The organism is Arthrobacter rhamnosi (genome assembly GCF_054510855.1).
Window position 1 is genome coordinate 65,133 of record NZ_JBTNDT010000004.1, and the last position, 13,448, is coordinate 78,580.

The following is a 13,448-nucleotide window of genomic DNA, read 5'->3' on the forward strand; positions in this document are numbered from 1 at the left end:
CGGGACGCCGCGCCGGTCATGCGACCCGCAGCTCTTCGGGCTGCACGACGATGTCCACCAGCGCGCCGTTGCGCCACACCGTCATCTCCATCCGGCGGCCGATCGCGGTCTCGACCATCAGCCGCTGGATGCCCGTGGCACTGCGGACGGGTATGCGGTCCAGCGAGATGACCACGTCCCCGGCGCGGGCTCCGGCGCCGGCGGCGGGGCTCCCGGCGACGACGGATGCCACCTGCATCCCCGTGGGCGAACCGACGCGGGCCGCGATCTCGGGGATGAGCGGAATCTGGGCTCCGACGACGCCGAGCCACGCACGGCGCACGCGGCCCCTGGTGGTGAGCGCGTCGATGATCTCCCGCGTCGTCGTGTTGATGGGGACGGCCAGGCCGAGTCCGATACCGGCGACGGCCGTGTTGACGCCCACCATGCGTCCCGTGCTGTCGGCGAGCACGCCCCCGCTGCTGCCCGGATTGAGGGTCGCGTCGGTCTGGATGACCTCGTCCACCACGCGTCCGGACACCGTGGGAAGGGATCGGCCGAGTGCGGACACGATCCCCGCGGTGACGCTGCCTGCCATGCCGAGCGGGTTGCCGAGTGCCACCACGAGCTGTCCGACCCGGAGTCTGGAGGCATCCCCCCAGGGCACCGGCGGGGGAGTGCGGCCGTCCGCCGCGAGGACGGCGAGGTCCGAGAGCGGGTCGCTGCCGACCACCTGGGCGGGCAGCACGGATCCGTCGCCGAACGCGACCTCGATACGCCGCGCGCCGGCGACCACGTGCGCGCTCGTCAGCAGGTGCCCATCGGGCGAGATCACGGATGCGCTACCCGCACCGGTACCGCGGGCGGTTCGCACCGTCACCGCCGCCACCGAGGGCAGGGTGGACTCTGCGATGCGCACGATCGCCGCCGAGTACGCGTCGAGCGCCTCCTGCTCGTCCATGCGCACCATTCCAGCACTCCGGCGGTCGACGGGAAACGCCGTTCGCGCAGGGCGCACGGCGTTCCCCGGATGCCGGCTCAGGCCACGGACGTGCCGAAGAGCAGGCCGAGGAGGTAGGTCACCGCGGCCGCGCCGAGACCGATCGCCAGCTGCCGGAGCGCCAGCCGCAGCGGCGAGGCGCCCGACAGCAGGGCGACGACCGCACCCGTGGCCAGCAGTGCCAGTCCCACCAGGACGCACGCGACGACGACGGCTGTCACGCCGCTGAGGCCCACGAGGTACGGGAGCACCGGGATGACGGCACCCGAGGCGAAGAAGCAGAAGCTCGACGCGGCGGCGCCGAGGCCGGTGCCGACCGCCTCGTGCTCGTCGACGGCGTCGTCCTCCTCGGGCTGGAGGGAGAAGCTCGGGTCGCAGTCGCAGCTGTACAGGCCGAGGCGCTCCGCCGCGCGGTGCTCGGCGGCCGCCGGCGTCATGCCCCTCGCGCGGTAGACGAGCACCAGTTCGTTCGCGGCGATGTCGAGTTCCTTCGCCGCTGTGAGGGTGATCTGCGTGGGACGCGTCGCCGACAGCAGCTCACGCTGGGACCGGACGGACACGTATTCGCCGGCGCCCATCGACAGGGCGCCGGCCAGGAGCCCGGCCAGCCCGCTGAACAGGATGAACGAGGGAGAGACGCCGGTGGCACCGATGCCCATGACCAGCGCGAGGTTGCTGACGAGCCCGTCGTTCGCGCCGAAGACCGCTGCCCGGAAGTTCCCGGACAGCCGGTTGCGGCCGCGGGTCGCGAGGCCACGCACCACTTCCTCGTGGATCTGCTCATCGGCCACCATGGCGCTCGTGGCGGAGGGGTCCGTCGCGTACGGGGACCGTCCTTCGGCACGCTGCGCGAGGGCCAGGACGAAGACCGACCCGAAGCGCCGGGCGAGCACGCCGAGGATCCGGTTGCGGACGGAGGGCCTCAGGGGCCGTCCGACGTCGTTGCCGAGCAGTTGAAGCCAGTGCGCCTCGTGGCGGCCTTCCGCCTCGGCCAGGCCGAGGAGGATCTCACGCTCCTCGCCCGTCCTGCGGCGGGCGAGATCGCGGTAGGTGGCGGCCTCGCCCCGCTCGTCGGCGAGGTACTGGCGCCAGCGCTTGATGTCGTTCCGGGAAGGGGACTGCTCAGGGGATGTCACGGGGATGCTCCGGTGGTCGGGGTGCCCGTGCGCGCCACGGCCGAAGCGGGGGGGGCTCCGGCCGTGGAACGCAGGTGCGCTGGTTCGGCCGAAGGTCTCGCTCGCCGGGTGGATCCGGTGGACTGCCGGGCACCTCTGGCGCCAGTATGTCGACAGGCCGCGCGTCCTCGGGACGCGGAGCTACTCCCCTTCGACCATCCATCCTACCGGACCGCCCCGGACCGCCGGGCCGCAGGCTCCGTCCCGGCGGGTCAGGTACCGGAAGCCGGAGACCCGCGCTACAGTCGAACGGATAACAGGAAGCAGGCTTATGGATTTGGCAGCCCGGCCCTGGGTGGCGAGCTACGCGCCCGGCGTACCCCGGTCCTTCGACGTGCCCGACGGCACGCTCTCCGACCTGCTCGATTCCTCGGTACGCTCCTACGGCGCAGCGACGGCACTGGAATTCTTCGGTGCTTCCACGACGTACCGCGCCCTGGGCGACGCCGTGGCGCGCGCCGCGGCAGGCCTGCGCTCGCTCGGCGTCACCGCCGGCGACCGCGTGGCCCTCGTGCTGCCGAACTGCCCCCAGCACATCATCGCCTTCTACGCCGTCCTCCGCCTCGGGGCGATCGTCGTCGAGCACAACCCGCTCTACACCGACCGCGAGCTGAGGCACCAGTTCGAGGACCACGGAGCGAAGGTGGCGATCGTCTGGGATCGGGTGGCCCCGCGCGTCCAGAGGCTGCCCGGGGACATCCCGGTCACCGCGGTCGTCACGGTCGACCTCATCCGGGCCATGCCCGCAGCACGCCGCCTCGCCCTGAGACTGCCTGTCCGCCGGGCCCGCGACGCGAGGGCCGCGCTCACGACGACGGAGAAACCGGCCGGCCCCCGGACCGTGGTGCCGTGGCGGGACCTGCTCCGCCACCGGCCCCTGCCGCACCGGCATCCCCGCCCGGCACCCCAGGACACGGCCGTCCTCCAGTACACCAGCGGCACCACCGGCGCGCCCAAGGGCGCGATCCTCACGCATCGGAACCTGCTGGCCAACGCCGCCCAGGGCCGCGCCTGGGTGCCCGGCCTCGAGGCGGGCCGTGAAACCGTCTACGCCGTCCTGCCGATGTTCCACGCCTACGGCCTCACGCTGTGCCTGACGTTCGCGATGAGCATCGGGGCACGCCTGGTCCTCTTTCCCCGGTTCGACGTCGGGCTGGTGCTGGACGCCGCCCGGACGAGCCCACCCACCTTCCTGCCCGCCGTCCCGCCCATCTACGACCGGCTCGCAGCGGGCGCTGCGGACCGCGGAGCGGACCTCCGCAGCATCCGGTTCGCGATCTCCGGCGCCATGAACCTCCCGCAGGCCACGGTCGAGACCTGGGAGGCCGCGACGGGGGGTTACCTGATCGAGGGCTACGGACTGACGGAGACCTCGCCCGTGGCGGCAGGCAACCCGATCGGTCCCACCCGGCGTCCGGGGACCGTCGGAGTGCCGTTCCCCGGCACCGACGTGCGGATCGTCGACCCGGAGGACCCCACCCGGGACCGCGGGCCGGGCGAGGCGGGGGAGCTGCTCATCCGCGGGCCCCAGGTGTTCGCCGGCTACTGGCGCAGGCCCGACGAGACCCACGCGGCCCTGCTCGACGGCGGCTGGTTCCGCACGGGCGACATCGTCCGTATGGACGACGACGGCTTCCTGACGATCGTCGACCGCATCAAGGAACTGATCATCACCGGCGGTTTCAACGTGGCGCCGTCCGAGGTGGAGGACGCGCTCCGGGCCCATCCCGACGTGACGGATGCGGCCGTCGTCGGACTCCCGCGGGCCGGCGGGGGCGAGGACGTCGCCGCCGTCGTCGTCCTGGCCCCCGGCGCCGTGCTCGATGCCGAGGCGCTACGGTCCTCCTGCCGCGCGGCGCTCGCCGCCTACAAGGTCCCACGCACCATCGTGCAGGCCGAGGACCTGCCCCGGTCCCTGATCGGGAAGGTCCTCCGGCGCGAGGTGCGCACCCAATTGCTCGACGATGGCCCTCGGGCCGAAGGAAAAGGTGACATTCGATGACTCCATTAGCGCGGGCGGAAACGTCCGCTCCACAAAGCCCCTGGCACGACACCCTGGGGCGCGCCAGCATCCGTGTGGCGCAGGTGCTCCTGCTCCTGGTGCTCGCCGTGGTGGCCGTGTACGCCCTGATCCAGGTCCGGCTCGTGGTGATCCCGATGCTGCTGGCACTGATCCTCGCGGCCGCGATCGGCCCGTTCGTGAACTGGCTACGGCGCAAGGGCTGGGGGGCGTCGTTGGCCACCGGCGTGTCCTTCCTGCTGCTCCTGCTGGTGTTCGGTGGCCTCATCACGGGCATCGTGTTCGCCGTCGTGGGTCAGGCCGGCGAGTTGGCGTCCAGCGCGACGGAGGGCTTCGACCAGCTCTACGCCTACGCACAGAACGGTCCCATCCCGATCGACGACGCCCAGATCCAGCAGGCGCGCGACGCGGCTGTGGACTTCGCGACGAGCAGCACCGCTGGCGCGGGCGCCATCTCGGGCCTCAGCGCGGCCGGCAACTTCATCGCCGGTGCCCTGCTCATGGTGGTCATCCTCTTCTTCTTCCTCAAGGACGGCGAGAAGATCTGGGCCTTCATGCTCCGCGCGTTCAAGGGCAAGCGCCTGGTCAAGGCCCGCCGGGTGGGTTACAGCAGCATGGCCGTCCTCGGCGGCTACGTGCGCGGCACCGCGATCGTGGCCCTCGTCGATTCCGTCTTCATCGGACTCGCGCTCTTCTTCCTCGGCGTCCCGCTGGCACTCCCGCTGGCCGCCATCGTCTTCATCGGCGCCTTCATCCCGCTGGTCGGCGCGACGCTGGCCGGCGTGCTCGCGGCCCTGATCGCCCTCGTGGCCAACGGGCCCTTCGTGGCGCTCATGGTCATCATCGCGGTCATCGTCGTGAACCAGCTCGAGGGCAACTTCCTGCAGCCCGTGGTCATGGGCCGTACGCTACAGGTCCATGCCCTCGTCATCCTGCTGGCCCTGACCGCCGGCACCATCCTCGCCGGGATCATCGGCGCGATCCTCTCCGTCCCCGTGGCCGCCGTCGGCTGGGCCGCGATCAAGGCGTGGAACCAGGAGAAGGACGACGAGATCACGGAGGCTGAGGTCGACAAGGCCGAGGTGCTGACGGCGCTCGACGAGACCGGGCACGGCCTGAGCTCCACGCCCAAGGAGGAGCAGGCCGCCAGGGTCGCCCAGGCGCTCCCCGCGACGGACGAGGCGGACGACCGCCCGGGCACGCAGAACCGCAGGGTCCAGGGGCACGACGACGACGGCGACGACCGCGCGGACACTGCCGGCACCTTCGACGGCGCCCGCGCCCTCGACGATTCGCGCACCCGCGACACCACCGGCCGTCACGGAGGGTCGTCACCCGCCTGACGGCGACCGCATCGTGGTCCGCGGCGCTCGAGCGTCACCGGCCGCGATCGCCCCGGAACGCAGGAGGGCTCCCGGCGCATGCCGGGAGCCCTCCTGCGTTCCTGCGTTTCCGTCGCGTCCGGCCTGCCCGCGGTCAGCGGGCGGCGTCGACCGGCACGTCGTCAGGCACCTGCCCGGCAACCCGGCGGTCCCAGGCCTCCATCACCTCCGGCGCGGTGGGGCGGGTGAGGAGGGAGACGGCGACGTACACGAGCGCCGACACCGCGAGCCCGTAGTAGATCGGCTCGTTGGCGTAGATGCCGTCGTACTGGTTCTCCGCGGTGATCTCGAGATAGGCCATGACGCCGAGGGTGACGAGCGAACCCGCCGCCATGGACGCTCCTGCTCCGATGCCGTTGCCCCGACGCCAGACCAGGCCGCCGAGGATCGCCACCAGGAGCCCGCCGACGAGGATGTCGTAGGCGATGGTCAGGGCGGCCACCACGTCCTGCACGATCACGGCAAGGGCGATCGTTACGATGCCGAGGCCGAGGACCCACCAGCGGCTGGACCGGACGTCGTGGTCCGACGTCGCGCGTTCCCCGGTGTCCCTGCCGAACCAGCCGGCCACGAAGGGGACGACGTCGGTCCGTGCGACGGTGGCGGCGGCGATCAGCGCACCGGACGCCGTCGACATCATAGCGGCCACGGCCGCGGCGAGCACGAGCCCGCCGATGCCGATCGGCAGGACGTTCAGGGCGACATCCGCGTAGACGTCGTCCCGGGACTCGATGGCGGGCAGGATGACGCTGGCGCTCATGCCGATGACCGCGCCCGCGATGCCGTAGAGGATGCAGTAGATCCCGGCGGCGGAACCGCCCCAGCGGGCGATCTCCGGCGTCCGGGACGTGAAGACGCGCTGCCAGATGTCCTGGCCGATCAGCAGCCCGAGCGTGTAGACCACGAAGTAGGTGATGATGCTCTGCGCGCCGATCCCCGTGATGCTGAAGAACTCCTCCCCGGCCCGTTCGGCGATCCCCGAGAAGCCCCCGGCGGCGGCCAGCGAGAAGGGGAGCATCAGGGCGAAGACGCCGACGGTCTTGATGACGAACTGCGCCATGTCCGCCAGGGTGATGGACCACATGCCGCCGACCGTGGAGTAGATCAGGACGATCACGCCGCCGACGGCGATGGACGCCGCCCGGTCCCAGCCGAAGAGCACCACGAAGATCGTGGCATAGGCGCCGGTGGACGTGGCGCAGAGCATCAGCGTGTAGGCGAGCATCACGATGCCGGAGACCCGGGTGGCACGGTGCCCGTAGCGCAGCGTGAGCATCTGGGAGACCGTGTAGATCTTCAGCCTCTGGATTGTGGGAGCGAACAGGAGGCTGAGCAGCAGGACGCCCGTGCCGATGGCCACCACCAGCCACATCCCGGAGATGCCGTACTGGTAGCCGAGGCCCACGCCCCCGACCGTGGATGCCCCGCCGAGGACGACGGCGGCCATGGTCCCGGTGTAGAGGAACGGACCGAGGCGCCGTCCCGCCACGAGGTAGTCGCTGGCGTTCCGGGTGCGGGACTTGCCCCACCACCCGAAGCCGAGCATGGCGACGAGGTACGCCACCACGATGCCGATATTGAGTGCTTGCATGAAGAGGTCCTTTGGCTGCTGGTCCTGATGCCTTAAGGGCAACTATTGTTGACCGTTAAGCTACCCGTGACGGACGTCACCTGCCAATCATGGCAAGGTCGTGTGTCGGCCGGATGTCCCTCGGGGAACAGGTAGGCTTCCGGAATTGCCGTAGGAGAGGACAAGCATGAAGGCCCTACCCGTTGAGCCGACGAACACGCCGGTCGCCATCGGCTCGCGCATCCGGGCCACGCGCCAGGCCCAGCGCATGACCATCGAGCAGGTGGCCGACTCCACGGGCCTGACCAAGGGCTTCCTCAGCAGGGTGGAGCGGGACCTCACGTCGCCGTCCGTCGCCTCGCTCGTGACGCTGTGCCAGGTGCTCTCGATCTCCATCGGCGACCTGTTCCTCGTGCCGGAGACGCACCTGACGCGCCTCGCCGATGCCCCGCGCATCAGCCTCGGCGGGGAGGGCATCAACGAGCGCCTGATGACGGCGCGCTCGGAGCGGCGGCTGCAGATGATCCGCGCCGTCGTGGAGCCGCACGGCCGGGGAGAGGACGAGCTCTACTCCGTGGACTGCGAGGTGGAGACCCTGCATGTGATCGAAGGCCGTTTCGTGCTCATCTTCTCCAACGACCGGTACGAACTGGACGCCGGGGACACCGTGACCTTCCCGGGCCGCGAACCGCACACCTGGCTGAATCCGGACGGACGTACGGCCGTCGTGCTGTGGACGCTCGTGCCCGCGGCGTCGGGGAAATAGCCGGCCTCAGCCGACGTGCACCCACGGACGCTTGGTCACGTCCGGTTCCGCGGCACGCAGGACCTCACGCGTCACCGGGGCGATCTCGCCCTCGCCCGTGAACAGGAACTTGAACAGGTTGGCGACGGGGTCCCCTTCGGTCCACCGGAAGTACACGTGGGGCATGAGCCCGGTGATGTCGCGGATGTGCAGCATCACCGCGGCGATGGTGTTCGGCACGTTGGAGCTGTGGACCTCCAGGATGCGGAAGCCGTGGCGCACCACGCCACGCACCTGCAACTCCGTCTCGAACTCCGAGGAATCGTCGACGGTCACCTCGATGAAGAGGGGCCTGGCGGTGTTCGGGAAGTGGGAGACCGCGCAGGCGTGCTGGAGCTTGTGGCGGTAGGCGGAGCTGCTCAGGCGCTTGGGCTCATGGGCGATCAGCAGGATCTCGCCGTCGTCCTGCGCACTGACGAAGGACAGTGCCGTCTCGTCGAGGCGGATGCTCGTGGCCCGCAGCTCGAAGGCGCGGCGTGAGCGGGAGATGAACGAGATCACGATGATGCCGAGGATGAAGCAGGTGGCGATCTTGAGCCCGTCGGGGCGCTCGACCATGTTGACCGCCGTCGTGAGCACGAAGACGGCGGCGGCGATACCGAACCCGATGGTCCGCCCCCGCTGGTGCCTGCGGTGGGCGGAGAGCGTGACGGCGACGGAGGCCGACGTGATGAGGGCGAGGACGCCCGTCGCGTACGCGCCGCCCTGGGCTTCGACGTCGGCCCGGAAGAAGAACGTGACCACGATGGCGATCAGCGTGATGACCAGCACGAGCGGGCGGACGGCCTTGGCCCACGCCGGGGCCATGCCGTAGCGCGGAAGGTAGCGCGGCACGAGGTTGAGCAGGCCGGTCATGGCGGATGCGCCGGCGAACCAGAGGATCCCGATCGTCGAGATGTCGTACGCGGTGCCGAAGCCGTCCCCGAGGTACAGGTGCGCGAGGTAGGCGAGTGCCCGGCCGTTGGCGGGCCCGCCCTCCGCGAAGGCCTCGGCGGGGATGAGCAGGGTGGTGACGAAGCTCGAGGCGATGAGGAAGCCGCTCATGATGAGCGCCGCGGACGTGAGGAGCTTGTGGGCGCCGGCGATGCGGCCCGCGGGGTCCTCCTCCGTGTCGCCGGGCCTGCCCTCGATCTGGGGCATCACGACGACGCCGGTCTCGAAGCCCGAGAGGCCGAGTGCGAGGCGCGGGAAGATCAGGACGGCGAGCCCCACCATCACGAGCGGATTGCCGTGCTGGGTGTTGAGTGCGGCCCACCAGTTCCCCACCAGCCCGCCCTGCTCGACGATCTGCACGGCGGCGACGACGACGACGCACAGGTTCAGCAGCAGGAAGATCGCGACGAGCGCGACCGCGATGCCGATGGCCTCGCGGAATCCCCGGAGGAAGACGGCGGACAGCAGGCCGAGGAACACCACGGTGAGGAGGATCTCCTGGCCCTGCAGCCAGGACGGGGCGAAGGGGTTCTCGATGAGGTGCGCACTGGCATCCGCGGCGGACAGCGTCATGGTGATGAGGAAGCTGGTCGCGGCGAATCCGAGCAGGACCAGGACGAAGACCTTGCCGCGCCACTTGGGCAGCAGCTTCTCCAGCATCGCGATGGAGCCCTCGCCGCGCGGACTCTCCGCTGCCACGCGCTTGTACACGGGGAGTGCGGCGAAGAGCGTCACGGCCACCAGGACGAGGGTGGCGAGGGGGGAGAGGACCCCGGCGGCAGCAGCGGCAATGGCCGGCTGGTAGCCGAGGGTCGAGAAGTAGTCGACGCCGGTCAGGCACATGACCTTCCACCAGGGCTGCGTCCGCTCCGGTTCGGGTTGGTGGGCGGTGGGCTGGCTGGACTCGTTGAGCAGCCAGCGCTCGAGGCGCTTGCTCGACGGCGCCGGCAGGGTGCGTACCGATGTTGAACTCACAGCATCACAGTAGGGCCGGGGCGGTTCCTCTTCGGGCGTCTTAACACTTCCTTAACGGGTTTTCGAGACAACCGGTCTCCGTCCCGATCCTTGACCCCGGTCCCGCGGGAGAATAGCCTTATGCAAAACGTTTGGTGCATATTGGGCAACTTTCTCGCCCGGATCGGATGGAAGCTGTGGAAGAACTGCGCGTCACCGGAGGCGGCCACCTCGGGCCCATCGACTCCTCCCGTATTCCCCGCTACGCGGGCGCGGCGACCTTCGCGCGCCTGCCCCGCCTGGACCAGGTGGACCGCGCCGACGTCGCCGTCGTCGGCGTGCCCTTCGACTCCGGGGTGTCCTACCGGCCCGGGGCGCGCTTCGGCGGCAACCACATCCGCGAGGCGTCGCGCCTCCTGCGGCCGTACAACCCGGCGCTCGACGTCTCGCCGTTCGAGCGCGTGCAGGTCGCCGATGCCGGCGACATGGCCGTCAACCCGTTCAACATCCACGAGGCCATCGAGACGGTCCAGCAGAACGCGCTGGACCTGACGGCGGACGGAACGCGCCTCGTGACCCTCGGCGGGGACCACACCATCGCCCTGCCGCTGCTCCGCGCAGCCGCGGAACGGGCTGGAAGCCCGGTCGCCATGCTGCACTTCGATGCCCACCTCGACACCTGGGACACCTACTTCGGCGCCGAGTACACCCACGGCACCCCCTTCCGGCGGGCTGTGGAGGAGGGCATCCTCGACACGGAGGCCATCTCCCACGTCGGCACGCGCGGGCCCCTCTACGGCGTGCGGGACCTCGAGGACGACCGCCGCTTCGGTTTCGGCATCGTGACGTCCTCCGACGTCTACCGGCAGGGCGTGGACGAGGTCATCGACAAACTGAGGGCACGCATCGGCAACCGCCCCCTCTACGTGTCGGTGGACATCGACGTGCTCGACCCGGCGCATGCGCCCGGTACCGGAACACCCGAAGCCGGTGGCATCACGAGCCGGGAACTGCTCGAGATCCTGCGCGGGCTGCGCGGACTGAACCTCGTCGGCGCCGACGTCGTCGAGGTCGCTCCCGCCTACGACCACGCCGAACTCACCGGCGTCGCAGCCTCCCACGTCGCCTACGACCTCGTGACGCTGATGGCCGACACGCTGACGCCGGCCTCCGAGGGCGAGTAGATGGACATCACCGGCGGCGCGGCCTCCGTGCCTCCCACTCCCGTCAGCGGGCAGCGGAACGGCGGTGATCTCGTCGTCGAGACGCTCTCCGCCCTGGGGGCCACGACGGTGTTCGGCATCCCCGGCCAGCACGCGCTCGGCCTCTTCGACGCCCTGTCCCGTTCCGACCTCCGCTTCGTGTCGTCGCGCGTCGAGAACAACTCGGCCTTCGCCGCCGACGGCTTCTCCCGGGCCACCGGCGACGTCGGCGTCCTGTTCCTCTCCACCGGCCCCGGCGCGCTGACCTCGCTCGCGGGACTGCAGGAGGCGTACGCGACCGGCGTGCCCATGGTCGTCGTCGCGAGCCAGATCCCCCTCGAGGGCCTCGGGGCGCGACGCAAGGGCATGCTGCACCAGCTCGATGACCAGAAGGCGTCGGCGGCGAACGTCACCAAGAGCCAGCGCCTGATCCAGCACGCGTCCGGAATCCCCTCGGCCATCCAGGACGCCTGGACCGAGGCCGTCTCCTCCCCGCAGGGCCCCGTGTGGGTGGAGGTGCCGCAGAACGTCCTGCTGGATCCCGTGATGGTCCCGGAGGTGGAGGACGCGCTCGCGGAACCCTTCGACAACCCGCCGAGGATCGAACTGGTACGCGAAGCCGTCGCGTGGCTCAGGGATTCCCGGCGGCCGGCGATCGTCGCCGGCGGCGGCACCCGGCGGGGCAGGGCCGAGAAGTGGCTCCTGTCCATCGCCGAGAAACTCGGCGCACCCGTGGTGTGCTCGCCCGGCGGCAACGGGGCCTTTCCCTGGACGCACGAGCTGTCCCTGCAGTCCTGGGTCGAGGACCGGCACGTCACCGAGGTCCTCGAGGAAGCCGACGTCCTGCTCGTCGTCGGCTCGTCGCTCGGCGAGGTCACGTCCAACTACTTCACCCTGGAACCGCGCGGACGCATCATCCAGATCGACGCCGAACCGCGCGTCCTCGAGTCCAACCGGCCGGCGCTCGGTATCCGGGCCGACGCCGGACAGGCACTCGCCGCCCTCGACGCCGCCCTCGAGCCGCTCGACCGGGACCGCGAACCCGGCTACGACGCCGCTGAAGTCGTGGCCGGGACACTCGCGAAGGTGCGCTCGCGGCTCGACGCACAGGACCTCGCCAAGGAGCGGGCGTTCCTGCAGGATATCCGCGACGCCGTTCCCGCGGCCATGCAGACTTTCTGGGACATGACGATCTCGGCGTACTGGGCCTGGAGCTGCTGGGACGCCCGCGAGGGCCAGTTCCACTCCGCGCAGGGCGCCGGCGGTCTGGGCTTCGGTTTCCCCGGAGCCATCGGCGGTTCCGTCGGCCTGCAGTCCCGCGGGCTTCCCGCGAGGGTCCTCGCAGTGTCCGGCGACGGATCGGCGATGTACTCGATCGCCGAACTGGCGACCGCCCGGCAGCACGACATCCCCGTCACCTGGCTGATCGTCGACGACGGCGGTTACGGCATCCTCCGCGAATACATGGAGGGTGCCTTCGGCAAGGCCACGGCGACCGAGCTCGCGCGCCCCGACTTCGTGGCCCTCGCCGAATCCTTCGGGGTGCCGGCCCGCCGCGTGGCACCCGAGGACATCGGCCCGGCCCTCCGCGAGAGCCTCGAAGCCGAGGGCCCCAACGTCGTCGTGGTGGAGACGCTCGTGCGGCTCTTCGCTCCCACGCACCTCGACCAGTAGCCTTCCGTTTCTTCCCGTCAGGTGAGAGTGTCGGAAGCACAACCACCTCGGGGAAGGAGCGCGATGTCATTTCGCAAGGGCGATACGGTCACCTGGAACACGTCCCAGGGCACGACCGAGGGCAAGGTCGTGGAGAAGCACGACAAGGAGTTCACGTTCGACGACCAGAAATTCAACGCGTCGAAGGATGAGCCGTACTACACGGTCGAGAGCTCGAAGTCCGGCAAGAAGGCTGCGCACAAGGAAAGCGCGCTGTCGAAGAAGTAACCGACCGACGCAGCGCAGGGCGTCCCGCACCAGCGGGGCGCCCTCCGTCGCATCGGGGGTGCCGGTCCGCTGCTGCTATTTCAGGGGATCGTGTCCCCAGTTCATGAGCGAGTAGCGCCACTTCGAGGATTCGACGTCCTCCTTGGTGGGTCGCTGGGCGAGATGGCGGTGGACGTAGCCCACGACCTTATGCATGTGCTCGACGTCGTCGTCCGTGAGGTCTTCGCGCTTCGTGTTCAGGATGTCGACGATTTGCTTGCCCGATCGATGTCCCACGGACTCGTCCGAGCCCGACTCCTTCTGTCCCACGGCTCGTGATTCAGCGGTGTCCAGCCACGCCGCGAGCTGGGAAGCGCTCATGTTGACCGCTTCCTTCCACGCGGGCCACAGCTGGTCGAGATCGTTCGTAGGGTCCGTCATGCGCGTCGGCCTTTCGTAGCAGCTCCCCGGGAAGGATCCCACCCGGTCTTCCCGTCCGGTTTCCCGT

Annotated in this window: 11 protein-coding genes; 6 read left to right on the forward strand and 5 right to left on the reverse strand. The window is 70.2% G+C overall.

What is annotated here, in order from left to right:
* Positions 1-16: 16 nt before the first annotated feature.
* Together ACX80I_RS09200 and ACX80I_RS09205 are read right to left on the reverse strand one after the other, a co-directional pair.
* Positions 17-940 (reverse strand): S1C family serine protease, encoded by a 924-nt coding sequence (locus tag ACX80I_RS09200; protein ID WP_459344812.1) that lies wholly within the window; start codon positions 938-940, stop codon positions 17-19.
* 77 nt (positions 941-1,017) lie between these two features.
* Positions 1,018-2,121 (reverse strand): VIT1/CCC1 transporter family protein, encoded by a 1,104-nt coding sequence (locus tag ACX80I_RS09205; RefSeq protein ID WP_459345153.1) that lies wholly within the window; start codon positions 2,119-2,121, stop codon positions 1,018-1,020.
* A gap of 304 nt (positions 2,122-2,425) precedes the next feature.
* Here ACX80I_RS09205 and ACX80I_RS09210 point away from each other — a divergent pair, with 304 nt between their 5' ends.
* Positions 2,426-4,156 carry a long-chain-fatty-acid--CoA ligase gene (locus tag ACX80I_RS09210; RefSeq protein WP_459344813.1) on the forward strand — a complete coding sequence of 577 codons (1,731 nt, stop codon included), beginning with the start codon at positions 2,426-2,428 and terminating at the stop codon, positions 4,154-4,156.
* Entirely contained in the window at positions 4,153-5,517 is a 1,365-nt protein-coding gene (locus tag ACX80I_RS09215; RefSeq protein ID WP_459344814.1) for an AI-2E family transporter, read from the forward strand. Before ACX80I_RS09210 ends, ACX80I_RS09215 begins: the two co-directional genes overlap by 4 nt.
* Before the next feature lie 133 nt (positions 5,518-5,650).
* Here the strand turns inward: ACX80I_RS09215 and ACX80I_RS09220 are convergent, their stop codons facing one another.
* On the reverse strand, positions 5,651-7,147 hold the full coding sequence (locus tag ACX80I_RS09220) for a sodium:solute symporter family protein (protein ID WP_459344815.1): 1,497 nt from the start codon (positions 7,145-7,147) through the stop codon (positions 5,651-5,653).
* Positions 7,148-7,313: 166 nt separating this feature from the next.
* Between ACX80I_RS09220 and ACX80I_RS09225 the strand changes: the two genes are divergently transcribed.
* The gene (locus ACX80I_RS09225) at positions 7,314-7,892 is read left to right on the forward strand and encodes a helix-turn-helix domain-containing protein (protein WP_459344816.1); all 579 of its coding nucleotides are present in this window, start codon (positions 7,314-7,316) and stop codon (positions 7,890-7,892) included.
* A gap of 6 nt (positions 7,893-7,898) precedes the next feature.
* Here ACX80I_RS09225 and ACX80I_RS09230 read toward each other — a convergent pair whose 3' ends face one another.
* Positions 7,899-9,707, reverse strand: a complete 1,809-nt coding sequence (locus ACX80I_RS09230) for an APC family permease (RefSeq protein WP_459345154.1) — start codon at positions 9,705-9,707, stop codon at positions 7,899-7,901.
* A gap of 308 nt (positions 9,708-10,015) precedes the next feature.
* On the opposite strand from ACX80I_RS09230, the gene speB reads away from it, so the two are divergent.
* From speB to ACX80I_RS09245, 3 genes are all read left to right on the forward strand, one after another.
* The gene (speB, locus tag ACX80I_RS09235) at positions 10,016-11,002 is read left to right on the forward strand and encodes an agmatinase (protein WP_459345155.1); all 987 of its coding nucleotides are present in this window, start codon (positions 10,016-10,018) and stop codon (positions 11,000-11,002) included.
* On the forward strand, positions 11,003-12,694 hold the full coding sequence (locus ACX80I_RS09240; RefSeq protein ID WP_459344817.1) for a thiamine pyrophosphate-binding protein: 1,692 nt from the start codon (positions 11,003-11,005) through the stop codon (positions 12,692-12,694). It abuts the gene before it with no gap.
* Positions 12,695-12,757: 63 nt separating this feature from the next.
* Positions 12,758-12,961: a hypervirulence associated TUDOR domain-containing protein gene (locus ACX80I_RS09245; RefSeq protein WP_301228990.1), complete on the forward strand. Its 204-nt coding sequence runs from the start codon at positions 12,758-12,760 to the stop codon at positions 12,959-12,961.
* A gap of 75 nt (positions 12,962-13,036) precedes the next feature.
* Here ACX80I_RS09245 and ACX80I_RS09250 read toward each other — a convergent pair whose 3' ends face one another.
* Positions 13,037-13,381 carry a DUF3140 domain-containing protein gene (locus tag ACX80I_RS09250; RefSeq protein WP_459344818.1) on the reverse strand — a complete coding sequence of 115 codons (345 nt, stop codon included), beginning with the start codon at positions 13,379-13,381 and terminating at the stop codon, positions 13,037-13,039.
* Positions 13,382-13,448: the final 67 nt, after the last annotated feature.